The organism is Aeromonas sp. 130281 (assembly GCF_056642115.1).
Genome location: NZ_JBWVQS010000010.1, coordinates 16,864 through 36,358, shown reverse-complemented (window position 1 = coordinate 36,358; position 19,495 = coordinate 16,864). Strand labels below are relative to the sequence as shown.

Here is a 19,495-nt window from a genome sequence, read left to right as displayed (position 1 = left end):
GGCGCACACTTGTAAGCTGTAATGTTAGAGTTTAAACTCCAGCCCCGATTTTAGTGCCCCTGCGGGCGCACAACTGTTACTTGAGGATGATTTAGATGTCGCAGCTTCATCTGGTTAGAGTGATGCGTGAGCGTATTGCCCGCCTTGGCAACAAGGCCGCCCTGCGCGTACAGCAGGATGGCCAGTGGCGCGCCATCGGCTGGCGCACCCTGGGCCAGGCCATGGACTACTGTGCCCAGGCGCTGATCCGCGCCGGCCACCAGCCCACCGAGATGGTCGGCATCTATGCCCGCAACATGCCGGAGTGGACCCAGGCCGATCTCGGCATCCTGGCCGCCCGTGGCGTCAGCGTGCCCATCTACCCCACCAGCACCCTCGAACAGCTGCGCTACATCGTGAAGGACGCCGGCATCAAGCTGCTGTTCGTGGGGGAACAGCCCCAGTTCGATCAGGCGCTCCTGCTGCTCGAGAGCGGCGAGATCAACCAGATAGTCACCCTGGACGGCACCGTCGATCTGCGTGGCTGCGAGCAGGCGAGCCACTTCCAGAGCTTCCTGGTCTCCGGCAACCATCAGCCCAGCGAGCAGGCGCTGAGGGAGCGCGAGCAGCACTATCGCATGGACGATCTGCTGACCCTGATCTACACCTCGGGCACCACGGGTGAACCCAAGGGGGTCATGCTCGACTTCAACAACATCGCCGCCTGCTTCGAGATGCACGATCGCCGCCTGGATCTTGGCGAGCAGGACGTGTCCCTCTGCATGCTGCCGCTGAGCCACGTGTTCGAGCGCGCCTGGAGCTACTACGTGCTCTATTGCGGCGCCGAGAACGTCTATATCCGCGATCCGCAGAAGGTGATGGAGGTGATTGGCGAGGTGAAGCCCACCGTGATGTGCGCCGTGCCGCGCCTCTACGAGAAGGCCTACGCCATGATCCAGGCCAAAGTTGCCCAGGCGCCGCGCCTGCGCCGTGCCCTGTTCGGCTGGGCCACCGGGGTCGGCAAGCGGATGGTCGCCACCCGCCAGGCGGGCAAGTCCGCCTCCCCCCTGCTCTACCTGCAGCTGGCCCTGGCCGAGCGGCTGGTGTTTCGCAAACTGCGTGCCCGCTTCGGCGGCCGCACCCGCTTCCTGCCGGTGGCGGGCGCCCGCCTCGCGGACGACGTCAATCTCTTCTTCCAGGCCATGGGGCTCAACCTCAAGTACGGCTACGGCATGACAGAGACCACGGCCACCGTCTGCTGCTACGAGGAGAGCCAGTTCAAGCTGGGCTCCATCGGCACCGTCATGGAGGGCATAGAGGTCAAACTCGGGGAGAACAACGAGCTGCTGGTGCGCTCGCCCACGGTGATGCGCGGCTACTACAACAAGCCAGAGGCCACGGCCGAGGTGATGACGGCGGATGGCTTCCTGCGTACCGGCGATGCCGGCGAGCTGGACGACGAGGGCAACATCTACTTCACCGAGCGCCTCAAGGAGCTGATGAAGACCTCCAACGGCAAGTACGTGGCACCGCAGCTGGTGGAAGGGACCCTGGGCAAGGATCGCTTCATCGAGCAGATCGCCATCGTCGCCGACGCCCGCCACTTCGTGTCGGCGTTGATCGTCCCCTGCTTCGAGTCCCTGGAAGAGTACGCCCGCTCCATCAACCTGCAGTACCAGTGCAAGACCGAGCTGCTGCGCCACTCCAAGGTGGTGGAGTTCTTCGAGGCACGGATCGCGGATCTGCAACAGGAGCTGGCCAAGTTCGAGCAGGTGAAGAAGTTCACCCTGCTGCCGAGCGCCTTCTCCATGGAGCTCGGGGAGATCACCCCCACCATGAAGCTGCGCCGCAAGATCATCGAATCCAAGTACCAGAGCGAGATCGAGGCCATGTATAGCCATGTCTGAGTCCAGCTACTGCTGATCCCTCATCTGGCATGAAAAAGCCGCTCATGGAGCGGCTTTTTGCTGTCTGCCTGTGCCTCAGGGCAGCTTCACCAGGGGCTGCTCCCGCAGCTCGGTGGGGCGGCCATCCTGGATCTTCTCCACCTGGGCCAGGGCCTGCTTCACCTCCTCCCCATTGCGCAGCAGGCGATAGGTCAGGTCGAAGGTCTTGGTCTCCCCAGGCTGGATCTTGGGCACCAGCCCCAGCGGACGCTGGTACTTGGTGCTGTAGGCATAGCTGGTGCCGGGCTCGATACCGGTCACATAGCCCTGGGCCCGGGTGTCTGTGTTCTTCCACAGGGTCAGCACAGGCAACTGGTGCGTGTTGTAACCCACCGCCACCCCAACGCTGCCCGCCTTGTTGTTCAGCACCGCCAGGGTATTGCCCTCGGCATCGCTGTAGGGCACCAGGTTGAACACCATCTCGTCGAAGCCCTTGGTGGGCCCCAGATAGGTTTGCCAGCCCTTGAGCCCCCCCTTGGCGTAGTCGTTGAACGGGGAGATCTGCTTCACCGGGGTGCTGACGCGCGCCCCCTCCTCCAGGATGGGGGCCCCGAAGTTGCCGTGATAGATGATCTGGTACTCGTTCTCGTAGTCGGCGTGGTTGGTCAGCTTGTCCTGCAGGGCAAATTCCGCCTGACCTGGCACTACGCTCAGCTGGGTCCAGGTGACCAGCTCGCTCATCTTGAAGGTGCGCTCGTCCACCCGGCCCCGCACGTGGATGGCGTAGGGCGGCTCCTCGTCCACCGTCACGCTGACCACTGACGCCGGTATGTTCTGCACCCGGCCGTGCAGGCTCTTGAGGCGGCCGTCGTCATCCACCCCGGGGTGGCCGGTCCACTCGTAGCCGCAGCGCACCAGCATCTCGTTGAAGCCATCGAGCCAGCCGAGACCGGCGCGGCTCTCCAGATCGATGAAGGCCGGGTTGACCACCTCCTTGACCGGCGAATCCCAGCCCAGGCGCAGATCGGCTCCCTTGACCTCCTTGATCCCCATGCCGCGGGTCGGCACCAGGGTGATCTTCATCACCCCGTTGTCGACGATGAGCAGATCCACCCCCTCCTGGCGCCCGCCGTGCAGGCGCCTCTTTTCGATGGAGAAGGGGACCGGGCTCTTGATCCCCAGCTTGTCGCTGGTGATCTTCCAGTCCCCCACATCCAGCCCCTGCTGGGCGTCGGTCAGCAGGAATTCGGCGGCCTGGCCAGCACTCGCGCCCAGGGCGAGCAGCACGGCAACGGAGAGTCTCTTCAACATGGCTTTATCCTCGTGTCTCTTGTTCTTGTGAGTGGTTTTCGTGAAAGCTGAATCGTTTCAGTGATCGAAAACTAGGCGCCTGACGCACCAGACTCAAGGGTCAAAAGGGGGAAATGTGAGCCGTTTGACAATAAAAGCGTCGATCCGCTTGCTGAAGTGAAGGCTGACTCACAGTCAGGATCGGGGGGATGAGGGGAAAGAAAGAGGGGAGGCGCCGCAGCGCCCCCACGGGATCCTGTCTCTCCCTGCCCTACTCCAGCGCCCACGCCACGGCGGCGTCGGCATGAATGGCGGTGGTGTCGTAGAGCGGCACGGCGGCCTGGCACTCCCCCACCAGCAGGGCGATTTCGGTGCAGCCCAGGATCACGGCCTGGGCCCCGGCCCGGGCCAGATCGGCGATGATGGCCAGGTATTCGGCCTGCGACGACTCGCGGATCTGCCCAAGGCAGAGCTCGTCATAGATGATGCGGTGCACCCGCTCCCGCGCGGCGTCACCGGGCACCAGCACCTCCAGCCCGAACTGCGCCTCCAGCCGCCCCTTGTAGAAATCCTGCTCCATGGTGAAGCGGGTACCGAGCAATCCGACCCGGGTCACCCCGTCGGCCAGCAGGCGGCGGGCGGTGGCGTCGGCGATGTGCAGCAGCGGGATCTCGATGGCGGCGGCGATCTCGGGCGCCACCTTGTGCATGGTGTTGGTCCCTATCATCAGGAAATCGGCGCCACCGGCCTGGAGTGCCCGGGCCTCGGCCGCCAGCAGACGGGCGGTGGCGGGCCAGTCACCGGCATGTTGCAGCCGCTCTATCTCGGCAAAATCGACGCTATTGAGCAACACCCGCGCCGAGTGCAGGCCGCCGAGCCGCCCCCGCACGCCCCGGTTGAGCGCCTGGTAGTAGCTGACGGTGGACTCCCAGCTCATGCCACCCAGCAGACCGATACATTTCATTAGACCTCCTTGCCACCATGCTGGCACTGGGCGACGCGAGCGCCATGCCGCGCCGCCGGGGAAACAAAAAAGGCCCCGAAGGGCCAACAAGACAGCCGGTAAAGGCTCAGGCCAGGGCCTAAACCCAGATCATCAGCACGCAGGCCGCCGTGGCGATCCCCATGCCGAGGTTAAAACGACGCCAGCCTCTGGCGGTACGGATGAGGCGGCGCACCTGGGCACCGAACAGCACCCAGAAGGCCCCCGTGTAGAGGCCGGTCACGAAGAAGATGCCGAGCACCCAGCCGGCGGACGGCCAGTAAGCCTCCCCCGCCAGGGTGAAGCCGCTGATGGCGGAGAGCGCCATCATCCAGGCCTTGGGGTTGAGCAACTGCAACATGGCCCCCTGATGAGCCGGGATCAGCGGCCGGCTGCCATCCGCCGGGCCGCTGGCATTGGCCACCTTCCAGGCCAGCCAGAGCAGGTAGGCCGAGCCCACCAGCTTGAGGCCGTCGTGCAGCAGCGGCACCTTCTCGAACATCACCCCCAGCCCCAGGGCCGTGGCCAGGATCATCAGGTTGATGCCCCCCACCACCCCCACCAGCAGGGGAATGGAGCGGCGAAATCCCTGGGCGGCCCCGGCGCTGGTGAGCAGCATGTTGTTGGGGCCCGGGGTGCCACAGGTGATCAGGGCAAAGCCCGCCAGGGGGAACAACCAGTTCAGATCCATCTCAATCTCATCCTTTAGTGCGGCAAGAGCGCGGCAAGCCTCCTAATATGCAGAGCCTCTGCCCTGACGACAAGGTCAGCAATGCATTTTCTTTGCATGAATAATCAGGCGCTCATTAATACCAGAGCATCACCACGCACAGGGCGGTGAGGGCCCCCAGGCTGCCATTGAGGCGGCGCCACCCCTTGTCCGAGTTGATCCAGCGACTGAGCTGATGGCCGAACAGCACCCAGGCAAAGCAGACTGGCAGCCCCGCCATGGGGAAGACCGACATGATGCCCCACATGCTCGCCCAGTAGTCGCTCCCCGGCAGGCTGAACAGGCTGATGGCGGAGATCCCCATCATCCAGGCCTTGGGATTGAGGAACTGGAAGCCCAGCCCTTCCAGCAGGGTCAGCGGGCGGGCGCGTCTCGCCGGATCCCCTGGGGCACCGGCCACCGCGATGCGCCAGGCCAGCCACAGCAGATAGAGGCTGCCGAGCACCTGCAGGCTCAGCTTGAGCAGGGGCCAGCGCTCGAACAGCGGATAGAAACCGAGCGCCAGCACCAGTTGCAGCACGGGTTGGCCGACCGCGACCCCGATGAGGTGTGGCAGGGTGCGACGCACCCCGAAGTTGGCGCCGGATGCCGTCAGCATCAGGTTGTTGGGCCCCGGGGTGCCGCAGGTGAGCAGGGCAAAGCCAAACAGGGTGGCGTACCATTCGATGGTCATGGGGTGACTCCTTTCTCGCCACATTGTATCGGTACAATGTGAGCTGTCGGGTTGTTAACAGGCTGAATATCACGCTATATTGGGGACAATATTGGATCAATGGATTTATTGTCACCATGACAATCTGGACGCCAGACCTCACCCCCTTCGAGGGGCCCCTCTACCTGAAACTGGTCAAGGCCATCGAGCAGGCCATTGCCGATGGCGCCCTGCCTCCCCAGACCCGGCTGCCCACCCACAGGGCGCTGGCGGACAGGCTGGGGGTGACGGTGGGCACCATCACCCGCGCCTACACCGAAGCCGAGCGGCGGGGTCTGCTGGCGGCCAGGGTGGGACATGGCACCTGGGTCCGGGCCGCGGCGGACCCGGCCAACGAATGGGTGATCCGCAACGAGGACAATCACCGCATCGAGCTGTGGCAGAACCTGCCGGTGCAGCTGGACAGGGCCGCCATCATCAAGCCCATGCTAACCGAACTGGCGGACGGGGATCTCAACGGCCTGCTCGGCTATGACAAGGAGGCGGGGCGTGCCCCCCAGCGCCAGCTGTTCATCGACTGGCTCGCCGAGCAGGGCATCCGGGGAAGCGAGGAGAGGCTGCTATTCAGCCATGGGGCCCAGCACGGCATCATGCTGGCCCTGCTGGCCACCGGCTGCGTGGGGGAGACCCTCTTCTGCGAGGGACTCAGCTACCCCGGTATGCTGGGCAATGCGCGCCAGCTGAAGAATCAGGTGATGGGGCTGGCGATGGACGAGGAGGGGCTGATCCCCGCCGCCCTGGAGGCCGCCTGCCGCCAGCGGCGGGCCAAGCTGCTCTACCTGACCCCCACACTGCAGAATCCCACCACGGCCACCATGAGCCTGGCGCGGCGGGAGGAAATCGTCGCCATCGCCCGCCGCCACGATCTGCTGATCGTCGAGGACGACGTCAACGGCCTGCTGCCCGAGGAGATGCTGCCGCCCCTGGTCAACCTGGCGCCGGAGCGGGTCATCTACCTCGGCAGCCTGGCCAAGATCGCCTGTGGCGGCCTGAGGGTCGGCTTCGTGCTGACTCCCCCCGCCCTTCGCAACGGCTTCGCCCAGGCCATGCGGCTGTCGAGCTGGATGGTGAGCCCCCTGCTCATCGAGCTGGCCTGCAAGCTGGTGAGCCAGCGCCAGATCATGCCGCTCATCGAACAACAGCGAAAAATCCTGGCGCGTCGGGGGGAGCTGCTGCGCCACCTGCTGCCGGGGGCCCGCTGGCAGCCGGGTTCCATGCACGCCTGGCTGCCGCTGCCCGAGCCCTGGCGCAGTCAGGAGTTCGCCGAGGCGGCCAACGCCCTTGACGTCGGGGTCGCGAGCGGAGAACACTTTGCCGCCGGCCAGTTTGCCGCCCCGCAAGGGGTGCGCCTGAGCCTGAGCCAGCCCGCCACCGACGCCCGAGTCGCCGAGGGGCTGGAGCGCCTCGCCGGGCTGCTGCGCGCGGCGCCACCCACCAATCCCCTGCTATAGTCTGTGGCCCTGATCCCGAAGGAGTGACCATGCTGCCCGTCCGCCCCGCCCTGCTGCTCGTCACCCTGCTGCTGGGAGGCTGCGCCTCCCCCAGCCATCAGCAGCTGGGCCAGGCCCTGAGTGGCCTGGAAGGGGAGCTGACAAGGCTGGAGGAGGAGCTGGCCGCCATGAACGGGCTCCACTACCAGAAGGCCATAGACGCGCCCCTGGCCCTGCGCCGCTACCTGAGCGCCCCCTCCCCCACGGCGGAGGGCCTGGTGCCCGCCCAGAGCCGGCTGCAGGACGGCCCCCTGCTGCGCTACGACTACCGCCTGCCGGCGTCCATGACCCGGCTGCCCACGGACAATCCCTGCCTGCGCTACGAGTTCGAGCTGCGCCACCTCGGTCGCCTCGGCCAGCTCGAGCTCGCCTGGCAGGGGAATGGGCAGCAGGGCAGCCAGCGCATCCACCAGCGCGACTGTCCCTTCTCCGCCAGGGGGCCGGGGTTGCAATGAGGCCTGCCGACGCCGGGACCCTGTCCGGGCTAAGTGTGCGTGAGCCTTGCGGCCCCGCCAGCTCACCACTGACCCAAGTGAGGTATTGACCCCGTTACGGCTCCCGGACGACAGTGGAGGCTACTTTTGAATCCAACCTCGCCACCCCGACCGGCGAAGGAGCGTCGAAGATGCAGATCCTCCTGATCGAAGACGATGCCATGCTGGGCTCGGCCCTCACCCAGGGGTTGAGTGACCAGGGGATGGCCCCCTCCCAGCTGCACCATTGCAAAGAGCTCGCCACCCTGCCGGCCCTGCTGCGCCAGCAGTCGTTCGATGCCATCCTCTGCCGCCAGTATCACCACCAGGCCCGCGAGGGGGTCCGCCTGCTGCAGGAGGCCCACCACCTGGGGCTGCTCACGCCGGGTTGCGTGCTGCTGCTGCTGGACCATGACGATGATGCCGGCCATTATCCCCCCGCCGACCTCTATTTCGCCCTGCGCCTGGCCGTCCCCTTCACCACCGAGCAGTTGAGCCGCAGCCTGCACGAACTGCTGGCGCTGACGACCCTGAGCCGCCCCCTGGCGACGCCCATGGCCCTCAGGGAGTGGCGCAGCGCCTGCGCCCAGTGCGAGGATCTGCTCTACCGGCATGCCAGCAACAAGGCACTGGGGCCGCAGATGGACAGGCTCAAGGGTTACATGCTGCTGCAGGAGCAGGATCACTTCCAGGCCACCCAGCACTACGCCATCTGCACCACTGAGCACGACGCCTGGTGGCCGCGCAAGGGGTTGATCCTCGCCCTGCTCGGATTGAACCGGCTGGAGAGTGCCCGCAAGGATCTGGCCCGCAATCAGCAGAAGTTGCCCCTCGCCATTCATCAGGAGCTCTCCCTCGCCTGCCTGCTGCACGAGGCGCAGTGGGAGAGCGCCTGGGACACCTTGTCGGGATTGCTGCAACGCTGTCCCTGGCAGCCACAATGGCGCCAGACCGCCATCTTGCTGGCCCTGTTGCTCAAAGAGGAGGGGAAGGTGCTGGCCCAGGCCGACGACTTCACCCTGCGCTTCTTCCCCAAGCAGAAGTTTCGCCAGTCCGTCGAGCGCTGCATGCTGGATGCCACCCTGGCGGTGCTCTGGCATCCCCCGGTCGCGGCCAGGGTGAATGGACTGCAACAGGGTCTCGCGGATCTCGGCCAGCAGGCGGGCACCCTGCGGGCCCACGAGGAGGCCCTGCTACGCGCCCTGATGCTGGGGCTGGATTACCGCTTCGACGACGCCCTGCTGCTGCTGGCCAAGCACCCGCCCGAGGCGGCGCGGGACCATCACCTCAACCAGTTGCTCGGCGTGGCCGTCAGCCAGTTCTGCGGCCTGCCCCACCACGCCCGGCGCTATCTGGCCCAGCTTGGCCAGTACCGGGGGCCGGTGGCGCAGAGCCCGCAGTTGCAGCGGCTGATCCGCCAGGTGGTCGAGGATCTCCAGCGGCAGCTGGAGCAGCGCGAACAGCACCTGGTCCAGTTGCGCCAGCAGCGGCAACAGGCCATGACGGCGGGCCAGCACCAGCTCGCCGTGCAGTGTGCCCTGACCCTGCAGGAGGCGTTCCCCGCCCAGGCGGGGGATGCCTGGCAACTGCTGACATTGCTCACCCACTGCTGGCCCGCCGGCATGGCCGCCCCGGCGGTGGCGCAACTGGTGGACAGGCTGGAGCTACGCCTCAACCACAGCGCCGCCTTCATGGGGCAGCATGCCGACGCCTGTCAGGAGACGCTGCGGCAGATCCGATCTCATCTGGCCCCCAGGCTTTCCTCCCTCCCACCCCGCTAGAGGCGGCCAGAGCCCAAGGGCCGCCACGGGGCGACGGCTAGAGCAGACCCCGCACCAGGATCCCGCCGATCAAGAGCGGCGCCACCAGTCGCCAGCACCAGAGCAGGCACAGACGCAGGGTCGGGGAGAGCCCCCCGGGCAATATGGTCTCCCCCAGCCGCCAGCCCAGCAGCAGGGTCAGCACCAGACCGAACAGGGGCATCATCAGGTTGGAGGTGAGGTAGTCCAGCAGGTCGAAGATGGTCTTGCCAAACAGGGTGTAGTTGGCCCAGGGGCCGAACGACAGGCTGACCGGAATGCCGGAGGCCATGATCAGCAGGGTCAGCACCCGGCAGGCGCCACGGCGCGACCAGCCCCACTCCTCGCAGGTGAAGCGCACCAGGTGCTCCAGCATGGAGATGGAGGAGGAGAGCGCCGCCACCAGCAGCAGCAGGAAGAAGACCACCCCCAGCCCCTGGCCGAACGGCAGGTGGCTGAACACCGCGGGCATGGTCATGAAGGTGAGACCCGGGCCGGCGGTGGGGTCTATGCCGGTGGAGGCCAGCGCCGGGAAGATCATCAGCCCCGCCAGCACAGAGATAAGGCTCGCCAGGGTCACAACCCAGACCCCGGAGCGCAGCACCCCTTCGCTGCTCGGCAGGTAGGCGCCATAGGTGGTGTGTACCCCAAGCCCGATGGAGAGGGAGAAGAAGGCCAGCCCCAGGGCATCCAGCACGCTCTGGCCGGTCAGCATGGAGAAGTCCGGCAGCAGCAGCTGGCGCACGCCCGCCATGGCCCCCGGCATGGAGAGACCCACTCCCACCAGCAGCAGCATCATGATGAAGAGCGCCGGCATCATCCAGCGCAGCGCCCGCTCCACTCCCTTCTGGATGCCCCCCTGCACGAACCACCAGGTGAGCCCGGCGAAGACCAGATGGGTCAGCACAGGCCACCAGGGATGGCTGACATAACCGTTGAACAGGGCGGTCAGCGCCGAGCCCTCGCCGAGGTTGAGCTTGCCCGCCACAGCCAGCGCCGCATAGCCCACGGTCCAGCCCCCCACCACGCTGTAGAAGCTGTAGATGAAGAAGCCGCAGAGGATCCCCATGTAGCCCATCCAGCGCCAGTTCGGCCCCACCAGCTTGTGGAAGGCGCCGAGCACCCCGCGCTGGCTGCGGCTGCCGAGCAGGGTCTCACCCACCAGCACCGCCACCCCCAGGGTGAAGCTGAACAACAGAAACACCAGCAGGAAGGCGCCGCCGCCATTGGTGGCGGTCACATAGGGAAACTTCCAGATGGCGCCGAGGCCGATGGCCGTGCCGGCCGCCGCCAGCACATGACCGAGACGGGAAGACCACTGAACCTGGCTCATACAACCTCCGGGGAAGACAACATCGAATCGATACTCCATGGGTAAGTGCAACCTGGGTCGCAACGACCGGGTTGCAACAAAAAGGCCGCCCGGGGGCGACCTTTGCAATGAACATTCAGACTGAGTGCGCGTGCAGGGTCACCTCTCTTGCGAGCGGAAAAATCGACCAGTGAGGGCGATGAGGGGTGACATGCAGTGGGTAACCTGGACGCGAAAAAGGAGCCACAGCCTAAACCACGGCAAGAGAAGTTGACAGCCAATAGTCCATTTTTGCCCGCAAAACAGAATATTTATCAATTAAATCGCCAAGCGATAAATCAAAGTTTTGATAAACCGCTATTTCGTGGATTTTTCGAGGCAGTCAATCCTGCCGGCGAGGATCCTCTCTCTGTCCGGACAACGGGCAGGCCCGGAGGCCCACCCGCACGGCGGGAGGTTACAGCAGACCCCGCACCAGGATGCCGCCGATGAGCAGGGGAGCCAGCCAGCGCCAGCAGCCCATCAGCAGGGTGCGCCAGTGCGGTGCCAGCCCGGCGGGCAGCGCCCGGCGACCGAGCTGCCAGCCCAGCAGCAGCGTCAGGGCCAGCCCGAACAGGGGCATCATCAGGTTGGAGGTGATGAAGTCCAGCAGCTCGAAGATGTTCTTGCCAAACAGGGTCACCTGCGCCCAGGGGCCGAACGACAGGCTGACCGGGATGCCTCCCGCCATCACCAGGGCTGTGATCAGGCTGCAGGCCGCCCGCCGCGACCAGCCCAGGCCCTCGCAGACGAAGCACTGCAGGTGCTCCAGCAGGGAGATGGCCGAGGAGAGCGCCGCCACCACCAGCAGGGCGAAGAAGACCACCGCCAGCCCCTGGCCGAAGGGCAGTTGCTGGAACACCGCCGGCATGGTCATGAAGGTGAGGCCGGGCCCCGAGGCGGGATCTATGCCGGTCGCCGCCAGCACCGGGAAGATCATCAAGCCCGCCAGCACGGCGATCAGGCTCGCCAGCAGCACCACCCAGAGACTGGAGCGGCCCACCCCTTCGCTGGAGGGCAGGTAGGCGCCATAGGTGGTGTGGATGCCCAGGCCGATGGAGAGGGAGAAGAAGGCCAGCCCCATGGCGTCAAGCACCCCGGACATGCCGAGCTTGCTGAAATCGGGCATCAGGAAGTGGCGCACCCCGGCCATGGCATTGGGCAGGGTGAGGCCGAAGGCCACCAGCAGCAGGATCATGATGAAGAGGGCCGGCATCATCCAGCGCAGGGTGCGCTCCACCCCCTTCTGCACGCCCCCCTGCACGAACCACCAGGTGAGGGCGGCGAACAGCAGGTGGGTCAGCACCGGCCAGAGCGGATCACCGACGTAGTCGTTGAAGCGGGCGGTCAGCGCGGCGCCGTCCCCCTGTTGCAACTCTCCCGCCAGCGCCATGCCGGTGTAGCCCAGGGTCCAGCCCCCCACCACGCTGTAGAAGCTGAAGATGAGCAGGCTGCACAGCAGGCCCATGGCGCCGACCCAGCGCCAGCGCTTGCCCATCAGTTCGCCGAAGGCCCCCACCACCCCGCGCCTGGTCAGGCTGCCGAGCAAGGTCTCCCCCATCAGCACCGCCACCCCCAGGGTGAAGCTGAACAGCAGGAACACCAGCAGGAAGGCGCCGCCACCGTTGGCGGCGGTCACATAGGGGAACTTCCAGATGGCGCCGAGACCGACCGCCGAACCTGCGGCGGCCAGGATGTAACCGAGCCGGGATGACCATTGGGACTGCTTCATGGGAACTCCAATCGAGGGGCCCGCCAGCGGGGCCCGGAATGGCGCTCAGAGTACGCCCGGGGGCGCGCAATCACTCGGCGTATATCCGATATAAAACTCAGTTTTTAGCATCATTAACCAATAAAATTCGGATAACCCACCAAACGTGCCACAAAATAAAAAACCGGAGCGGTTTGCTCCGGTTTGCTGTCTGATCGCCTCTGGCGGGATTAGATGACCCCCAGCTCCCGCAGCCGCTCCATCAGGTAGCTGTGGGCGGTGTGGCGCTCGGAGAGCACCACGTCCGGACGCGGGTGCAGGAACAGCGGCAAGGAGATGCGGGACTTGGCGGCACTGCCGCCGGTCGGGTTGATGACCCTGTGGGTGGTGGAGGGGTAATAGCCACGGGAGGCCTCCTGCAGCATGTCACCTATGTTGATGATCAGGGTGCCAAAGTCGCAGGGCACGTCCATCCACTCCCCGTCGGAACCCTTCACCTGCAGACCGGGCTCGCTCGCGGCGGGCAAAATGGTCAGCAGGTTGATGTCTTCATGGGCGGCGGCGCGGATGGCCCCCGGCTCCTCGGTGCCGTCGAACGGCGGATAGTGCAGCACCCGCAGCAGGGTCTTCTGGCTCTCTTCGATCATGGAGGAGAGCGGGCAGCTGTAGTGGGCGGCGATGTCCGCCGGGGTGTATTGCTCCACCCAGGAGAGCAGCTCGGCGGCGAGATCGTTGGCGAGGCGGTAGTACTCCATCGCCTGCGCCCTCAGCTCTTCCGGCATCTGGCCCCAGGGGTAGAGGTGGAAGTACTCCTTGATGTCCTTCTGGGTGTTACCCTTGGCCACCTCGGACACCGAGGGCGGGAAGTAGCCGTCCTGGGTCTCGCGGTTGAACAGGAACGCCTGCTTCTGCTCGCTCATGAAGAAGCGATACCAGTTGTCATAGATGGACTGCACCAGCTCCTTCGGGATGGGGTGGTGGGTCAGCACCCCGAAGCCGGTGGTGCGCAGGGATTCGGTGAAGCGCTCGGCCGCGTCGGGGGAGCGATAATCGACGGTCAGGACTTTCATTGTTTTTTTGTTACATGCCAGTTAAAAGTAGGCGCAGTTTACCCTGCCTCCCCCGGCAAGAAAAGGTTGCCGGAAACCCGTTCACAACGGCTTGAAAATATTGATAAAAACATCATGATATCGGCCTGGTGCCGGGTGCTTGTCCCGGGCGGGCTTCCTCTTCTAGAATGCCCCACCATCATTGCTGTCGGAGCCCCTTCATGTCCCCCAAAATCCTGCTGTTGACCCTCCCCCTGCTGCTCGCCGGGTGCAGCTCCCTGTCGGAGGAGGAGTGCCGCGCCATGAGCTGGTACAACCAGGGTTATCAGGACGGGGAGCAGGGCAAGACCCGGACCGCCACCCGTGACTACAAGCAGACCTGCGGGGAGTACGGCCTCAGGGTGGACGAAGATGAGTGGCAGCGCGGCTACGCCAAGGGGCTGGAGCTCTACTGCATCCCGGAGCTCGCCTACAGCAAGGGGCGGGAGGGGAACGAATACCTGGGAGTCTGCCCCAACGACACCAGCTTCCTCACCCAGTTCGAGCGCGGCCGCAAGGAGTTCCTGCTGGAGCAGCGCCTCGGCGAGCTGCAACAGGAGCTGGAGCGCACCGAGCGCACCATCTATCAGCTGGATCAGCAGATCCGGGGCGAGAGCGACAGCAAGCAGCGGGACTACTACCGGGCCCAGCGCGAGCGTGCCATCCGCCACTACGAGGGGGTACGCCGTGACTACAACCGGATCCGCTTCCCGGATCGGGTGATCCAGTTCTCCTTCGGGAGCTGACAAACAAGGGGCCGCGCCGGCCCCTTTCTGTTGCCCCTCAGGAGGGCAGGACCCAGCGCTGCAGCGCCAGCGCTATGCCGTCTTCGTTGTGATCCGCGGTGACCCTGTCCGCATGGGCCTGGATCTGGGGCGCCGCATTGCCCATGGCCACCGCCAGCCCCACCTGCTCGAACATGCTGATGTCGTTGTTGTTGTCCCCAAAGGCCACCACGTTTTCCATCGCTATGCCCTCCCTCGCCGCCCACTGGGCCAGCCGGTTGCCCTTGCTGCACCCGGGCTGCACCAGCTCCACCGCATAGGGCGCCGCCCAGTCCTGGGTGAAGGGCAGATGCTGCACCACCTCCCCCACGAAGCGGTGCAGCAGGCCGGGATCCTGATTGAACAGCTCCAGCTTCCAGATGGGCTTTTGCAGCCAGCTGTCGATATCCTCGGCGGGCAGCAGGGAGACCTTGAGGTGATCCGGCTGGTTCGCCGACCAGTGCCGCATCCGCCCCACGTGCTCCTCGCAGCCGAGATAGCCGATGCCTTCGTCGAGGTGGAACAGGGCGCCCATCTGCTGGGCCTGCACCTCGGCGAGCAGGGTGGTGAGCGGCGCCACCGCCAGGGGATCCCCGACCAGGATCCGATCCTGCACCGGATCATAGAGGTAGGCGCCGTTGCTGCAGATGAGGGGGGTGTCGAGGGCCAGCTCGTGATGGAAGGGGCGGGCCGTCATGAAGTGGCGGCCCGTCACCAGCAGCACCTTGATGCCGTGGGCCCGGGCCTGGGCCAGGGCGGCCCGGGTGGCGGACGAGATCTTGTGATCCCGGGTCAGCAGGGTACCGTCCATATCCAAAGCAATGGCCTGAAAACGACTCATATCACCTCCAAGAATGTCGAAACGAATGCGGCACCGTACAATCCCGCGTCCAACGCAATGGCTTGATAATGATTCATATCACCTCTCAGGACTGGGCATCGCGGGGCGCATATGAAGGCCTGTGCTGGCCAGGTTCGCCGGGCGACGGAGTAAAAGGGGACAAAGAGCCATACCGTCCCAAACTCGGCGCCGGGATGCAAGCCCCGCCTGCCACCCCGGCGCCAATCTGTGATCCCCTCGCCCTTCGTCAGCCCGGCTCGGCAAAAGCGGCCACGGCGCTTCGCCTGTCCGCCCGTCTGCGCAACCCGTAGAAGCCGAGGGCGCAGATCACGCCGCAGAGCGCCGCCAGATAGAAGGGCCACTCTGTGCCTGCCAGCAGCGCCAGGCTGCCGAGCACCACCGCCAGGATCTCGCTGCCCACCGCCAGGCCGCGATAGATCCCCATCGCCTGCCCCTGCTGGCTGGCATGGCTGCGGTTGGAGATGGCCACCGAGGTGGCGAGCTCCCCTAGGCTCATGCCGATGCCGGCCGGAATGAAGGTGAGCGCCAGCCCCCACCACTGGGTCGGCAGGATGAACATCAGCATGCCCGCCGCCATCACCAGATGTCCGACTATGCCGAGGGAGCTGCCGCGCCAGTGGCGGGCCAACTGTTCCCCGAGCCAGGAACCCAGCATCATGGGCACGCTCACCAGCACGGCGGCCTGGGCCAGCTGCACCGGATCCCAGGAGAGCCGCTCCACCAGCCAGACGTTGAAGTAGGTGAAGTAGAGCTGCACCGCCCCGTAGCTGAGCAGGGTCAGCACGAAGTAGGGCAGGAGGCGGGGTTGCAACAACAACTGACGGGTCGAGAGGGAGGCCAGCTCCTGCTCGGCCGGTACTGGCGGCCGATTGGGCAACAGCCAGAGCACCAGCAGCAGGTTGCCCGCCGTCATGGCCACCGCCAGCCAGGCCGCCAGGCTGTAATCCCCCGACACCACGGCGGCATAGCCCCCTATCATGGGGCCCAGCACCCAGCCCAGGTTCATGCCGATGTTGATGCGGGCGAAGTTGCGCGCCTTGGTTTTGGCGGTGCTCATGTCTGCCGCCATGGCCTGGACGATGGCGATGTCGCCGTTGAAGAAGCCCTCCACCACCCGGCTCAGCAGCAAGAGCGGCAGGGAGCGCCAGGCGATCCCCAGGGCCATCAGCACATAACCCGCCAGCACCCCCACCAGGCAGAGGGTCAGCACCGGCTTGCGGCCATGGCGATCCGACAGCTTGCCCAGCCAGGGGGCCCCCAGCAGTTGAAACAGTGGATAGAGCCCCATGATGACCCCGAGCCACAGCTTGCGGCTCCAGTCAGACGCCTCGGGCGTCAGCATGCCCTGGGCCGGATCCAGCATCAGCGGCGCCAGCACCGGCGAGGGCAGGCTGAAGCCCGCCACCGCCAGGGTCACCGTCATCACCAATACCCAGAGGGTTGCCTGTCCCTTGATCCCTTCCATCTTTGCCTCATTAAATAAAGTCATTGGTTTATTTATACTGCGAAGGGAACGGCATTAAGTAAAGTGAATTATTGATTTAAATGAGGCCGCTGCCCATAATGACCCTATCAACGCCAGTGCCGCCCTGGCTTTCCCGCAGCGAACGCCTGTCGACAACGAGATCCCCATGAACGCCAGTACCGACAAGATCCTCTACCTGCTTAAGACTCACGGTCCCCAGAGTGCCGCCGCGCTGGGGGAGCAGTTGCAGATGACCTCCATGGGCGCCCGCCAGCATCTGACGGCGCTGGAGGCCGACGGCTGGGTGGGCTTTAGCGACGAGGCGCGGGGCCGCGGTCGCCCGGTACGGCTCTGGCACCTGACCGAGCAGGCCTGGCAGCGCTTCCCCGACACCCACAGCGAGCTGACCCTGCAGCTCATCGACGACGTGCAGCAGCTGTTTGGCGAGAGCGGCCTGGATCAACTGATCGCACGGCGGGAGCAGCAGATGCTGAGCCGTTATCAGGCCAGGCTGACCCAGCCGGCGCTGGCGGATCGGCTGACCGTGCTCAAGGAGCTGCGCAGCCGGGAGGGCTATATGGCGGACATGAGCCAGGAGGAGGATGGCAGCTGGCTATGGTGGGAGAGTCACTGCCCCATCTGCGCCGCGGCGCGGGCCTGCAGGGGCTTTTGCCGGAGCGAGCTGGCGCTGTTTCGCCAGTTGCTGGCACCGGCCGGGGTGGAGCGAGAGCAGTACCTGCTGGAGGGGGACAGGCGCTGCCTCTATCGCATCCGGCCGCCGCAGGCCTGAGGATGCCGGCGCGCAAAAACAACAAAGCAGGCGCCGGGATGCCTGCTTTGTTGCCTTCGGGGAGGGGATGCTCTCGTTCCAGCCCGTCGTTTCCCGATAAGGTCGGACGGCTGATGGGGTTGTTGACCCGGTAAGGTCCTTCACCACAGAGGCCTGGTCGGGCATCTGTCTTGCCACCGGAAGATGAAACCATGGTACGCCTGCCGGTGCGGTGAGTGGTTGTGAAGTAGTAGGTATTTTCAGTTGTTTTTGCAATAGTTCACCCTTAATCTAGGAAAAGTGAATCAGTAATTGCAACGAGGAACGGAGAATGCTGAAACTTGATCGCATAGACAGGCATATTCTGGAGTTGATGCAGGAGAATGGCCGCATCAGCAACCTGGAGCTGGCCGAACTGGTCGGGCTCTCCCCCTCCCCCTGCTCGCGCCGGGTCAAGGCGCTGGAGGATGCCGGTCTCATCGATACCCACGTCACCCTGCTCAACGCCCGCCAGCTGGGGCTCACCCTCACCGCCTACATTCACATCTCCATGGACAGGCACACCCCCGAGCGGTTCGAAAACTTCGATCGGGCCATCCAGGATCTGCCCGAGGTGCTGGAGTGCGACCTCATCACCGGTAACGACGCCGACTACCAGCTCAAGGTGGTGGTGCGGGACATGGAGCACTACCAGCACTTCCTGCTGGACAAGCTGACCCACATCTCCGGGGTGACCGGGGTGCGCTCCAGCTTCGTGCTGCGCCGCATCAAGCACAAGACGGCGCTGCCCCTCAATCACCTGGGCTGACAGCCCGGCACCCGGGCTGAGGGCCAGAGACGCAAAAAGCAAGAGGAGGCCCAGGCCTCCTCTTTGTCGTTTCTGATGTCAGGGAATGACAGGGTCAGACGCCGACCTGGCTGACGTCCTGCACCTGCAACAGCCAGCCGGCCTGCTCCTGCTGGGGTTCACCGCTCAGTCGCAACCGCTCCCCCTCTGACACCCACTGCCCCTCGGGCAGGGAGACCAGCAGACTCTCGCTGCCGTTGTCGAACACCCAGCGATCTTCGCCAAGCGATTCAATCAGATAACCTTCCATCTCCACTCTGGACTCGGCTTGCCAGGACGGCGCAACGGAATCACGGCTCTCGATGAAATCCCCCTGAACACCAAAACTGGCCAGCCCCCACAGAATGGAGAGCCCGACGATGGATGACTGCATCTCTCTCTCCTCTCATGAAACTGTGGGGCCAGTATGGAAAGGGAAGCATGAGTGCACCATGAACAAGGCCGCAAAGTGCAGGCGAGATCGCGAAAAAAACCGGCCAAGGGGCCGGTTGTGTCATTTTATGGCGTCTGGATCACACTATTTGGCGGCTTCCTCTGCCATTCGAACCGCCCTTGGCTTATTCGTCCACATGGCCAGGCCGCGGTGATCCGCGCAGATCCCCTCCTCGCTGATGGCCCTGACCCGGACGCCATCCTTGCAGAGGGCCTGCCAGGCATCCGCATCATCGATCCGCAACTCGGACGGGGGCTGGGTGCCGCCGACGCAGCCACCGAGCAGCAGAACAAGCAAGGGTAACCAGGGTTTCATCGGATGACTCCAGGCAAGGGGAAGAGGATTCAGCGCCCGAGCTGGGCCGCCACGCGATCGCAGAGTCGCTTGAGCTCGGCCAGCTCGGCATCGGCCAGATCCACCTGATTGCGCAGGTTGTCCGCCAGACAGCACTCCCTGACCCCCTGCTGCAGCTGGCGCCCCGCTTCGGTCAGGCGGATGCATTTTTGCCGCTCGTCTTCGCTGGAGACGGTGCGGGTCAGCCAGCCCTTGCTCTCCAGCCGCTTGACGATGGGGGTCAGGGTGCCCGCGTCCAGCCCTGTCTCCTGGCCAATCTCCTTGAGGCTGACCTCGTCCCGCGCCCAGAGCGACAGCATCACCAGATACTGGGTGTAGGTGAGATCCAGCTTGTCCAAGAGCGGCCTGTAGGCGCGCATCACCGCATTGGAGGCGCTGTAGAGGGCAAAACAGACCTGCTTTTTCAATTCACTCATGGGGCACCTCGCTGACGACTGGGGCCAGTATACCCCAGGACAACTGACGCCTGAATAATTTGCACACAAAACAGTTGTCACCCCCTCTTTTCGG

General features: G+C 65.0%; 19 protein-coding genes. 7 read left to right on the top strand and 12 right to left on the bottom strand.

The features are described 5' to 3' along the window. Positions 1-95: 95 nt before the first annotated feature. Positions 96-1,886 carry an AMP-dependent synthetase/ligase gene (locus AC1IN8_RS19115; protein WP_427231401.1) on the top strand — a complete coding sequence of 597 codons (1,791 nt, stop codon included), beginning with the start codon at positions 96-98 and terminating at the stop codon, positions 1,884-1,886. A 75-nt stretch (positions 1,887-1,961) separates the two neighbouring features. Here AC1IN8_RS19115 and AC1IN8_RS19110 read toward each other — a convergent pair whose 3' ends face one another. The 4 genes from AC1IN8_RS19110 to AC1IN8_RS19095 all read right to left on the bottom strand — a co-directional run bounded on the left by AC1IN8_RS19110 (position 1,962) and on the right by AC1IN8_RS19095 (position 5,540). After that, entirely contained in the window at positions 1,962-3,176 is a 1,215-nt protein-coding gene (locus AC1IN8_RS19110; protein ID WP_479760147.1) for an aldose 1-epimerase family protein, read from the bottom strand. 250 nt (positions 3,177-3,426) lie between these two features. After that, on the bottom strand, positions 3,427-4,119 hold the full coding sequence (locus AC1IN8_RS19105; protein WP_247627835.1) for an aspartate/glutamate racemase family protein: 693 nt from the start codon (positions 4,117-4,119) through the stop codon (positions 3,427-3,429). 118 nt (positions 4,120-4,237) lie between these two features. After that, positions 4,238-4,828, bottom strand: a complete 591-nt coding sequence (locus AC1IN8_RS19100; protein WP_139439688.1) for a LysE family translocator — start codon at positions 4,826-4,828, stop codon at positions 4,238-4,240. A gap of 115 nt (positions 4,829-4,943) precedes the next feature. Then, positions 4,944-5,540, bottom strand: a complete 597-nt coding sequence (locus AC1IN8_RS19095; protein WP_429110316.1) for a LysE family translocator — start codon at positions 5,538-5,540, stop codon at positions 4,944-4,946. A 116-nt stretch (positions 5,541-5,656) separates the two neighbouring features. Between AC1IN8_RS19095 and AC1IN8_RS19090 the strand changes: the two genes are divergently transcribed. From AC1IN8_RS19090 to AC1IN8_RS19080, 3 genes are all read left to right on the top strand, one after another. Next, positions 5,657-7,030, top strand: a complete 1,374-nt coding sequence (locus AC1IN8_RS19090) for an aminotransferase-like domain-containing protein (protein WP_202047861.1) — start codon at positions 5,657-5,659, stop codon at positions 7,028-7,030. 29 nt (positions 7,031-7,059) lie between these two features. Next, positions 7,060-7,524 carry a hypothetical protein gene (locus AC1IN8_RS19085; protein ID WP_479760144.1) on the top strand — a complete coding sequence of 155 codons (465 nt, stop codon included), beginning with the start codon at positions 7,060-7,062 and terminating at the stop codon, positions 7,522-7,524. Positions 7,525-7,694: 170 nt separating this feature from the next. Next, positions 7,695-9,323, top strand: coding sequence for a response regulator (locus tag AC1IN8_RS19080; RefSeq protein WP_479760142.1), 1,629 nt, complete (start codon positions 7,695-7,697; stop codon positions 9,321-9,323). Between the two features lie 37 nt (positions 9,324-9,360). Here AC1IN8_RS19080 and AC1IN8_RS19075 read toward each other — a convergent pair whose 3' ends face one another. The 3 genes from AC1IN8_RS19075 to AC1IN8_RS19065 form a co-directional block, all read right to left on the bottom strand. Then, the gene (locus tag AC1IN8_RS19075) at positions 9,361-10,674 is read right to left on the bottom strand and encodes a sodium-dependent transporter (RefSeq protein ID WP_479760140.1); all 1,314 of its coding nucleotides are present in this window, start codon (positions 10,672-10,674) and stop codon (positions 9,361-9,363) included. 436 nt (positions 10,675-11,110) lie between these two features. Further along, on the bottom strand, positions 11,111-12,424 hold the full coding sequence (locus tag AC1IN8_RS19070) for a sodium-dependent transporter (protein ID WP_139439109.1): 1,314 nt from the start codon (positions 12,422-12,424) through the stop codon (positions 11,111-11,113). A gap of 209 nt (positions 12,425-12,633) precedes the next feature. Continuing rightward, the gene (locus tag AC1IN8_RS19065) at positions 12,634-13,473 is read right to left on the bottom strand and encodes an isopenicillin N synthase family dioxygenase (protein WP_043128396.1); all 840 of its coding nucleotides are present in this window, start codon (positions 13,471-13,473) and stop codon (positions 12,634-12,636) included. A 200-nt stretch (positions 13,474-13,673) separates the two neighbouring features. Between AC1IN8_RS19065 and AC1IN8_RS19060 the strand changes: the two genes are divergently transcribed. Next, positions 13,674-14,237, top strand: coding sequence for a DUF2799 domain-containing protein (locus tag AC1IN8_RS19060; protein WP_106884903.1), 564 nt, complete (start codon positions 13,674-13,676; stop codon positions 14,235-14,237). 37 nt (positions 14,238-14,274) lie between these two features. Here AC1IN8_RS19060 and AC1IN8_RS19055 read toward each other — a convergent pair whose 3' ends face one another. Together AC1IN8_RS19055 and AC1IN8_RS19050 are read right to left on the bottom strand one after the other, a co-directional pair. Beyond that, positions 14,275-15,096 (bottom strand): Cof-type HAD-IIB family hydrolase, encoded by an 822-nt coding sequence (locus AC1IN8_RS19055; RefSeq protein ID WP_479760138.1) that lies wholly within the window; start codon positions 15,094-15,096, stop codon positions 14,275-14,277. Positions 15,097-15,343: 247 nt separating this feature from the next. Then, entirely contained in the window at positions 15,344-16,582 is a 1,239-nt protein-coding gene (locus AC1IN8_RS19050; protein WP_139439105.1) for an MFS transporter, read from the bottom strand. Between the two features lie 166 nt (positions 16,583-16,748). Here AC1IN8_RS19050 and AC1IN8_RS19045 point away from each other — a divergent pair, with 166 nt between their 5' ends. Continuing rightward, complete coding sequence (locus AC1IN8_RS19045; protein WP_319916989.1) at positions 16,749-17,372, top strand: helix-turn-helix transcriptional regulator; 624 nt, start codon at positions 16,749-16,751, stop codon at positions 17,370-17,372. Between the two features lie 310 nt (positions 17,373-17,682). Next, on the top strand, positions 17,683-18,159 hold the full coding sequence (locus AC1IN8_RS19040; RefSeq protein ID WP_025325819.1) for an Lrp/AsnC family transcriptional regulator: 477 nt from the start codon (positions 17,683-17,685) through the stop codon (positions 18,157-18,159). A 94-nt stretch (positions 18,160-18,253) separates the two neighbouring features. On the opposite strand, the gene AC1IN8_RS19035 is transcribed toward AC1IN8_RS19040, so the two are convergent. The 3 genes from AC1IN8_RS19035 to AC1IN8_RS19025 form a co-directional block, all read right to left on the bottom strand. Beyond that, on the bottom strand, positions 18,254-18,571 hold the full coding sequence (locus AC1IN8_RS19035; protein ID WP_005324594.1) for a single stranded DNA-binding domain-containing protein: 318 nt from the start codon (positions 18,569-18,571) through the stop codon (positions 18,254-18,256). A gap of 144 nt (positions 18,572-18,715) precedes the next feature. Next, on the bottom strand, positions 18,716-18,946 hold the full coding sequence (locus tag AC1IN8_RS19030) for a hypothetical protein (protein ID WP_319916988.1): 231 nt from the start codon (positions 18,944-18,946) through the stop codon (positions 18,716-18,718). Between the two features lie 29 nt (positions 18,947-18,975). Beyond that, positions 18,976-19,401: a MarR family winged helix-turn-helix transcriptional regulator gene (locus tag AC1IN8_RS19025; RefSeq protein ID WP_162519291.1), complete on the bottom strand. Its 426-nt coding sequence runs from the start codon at positions 19,399-19,401 to the stop codon at positions 18,976-18,978. Positions 19,402-19,495 lie beyond the last annotated feature (94 nt).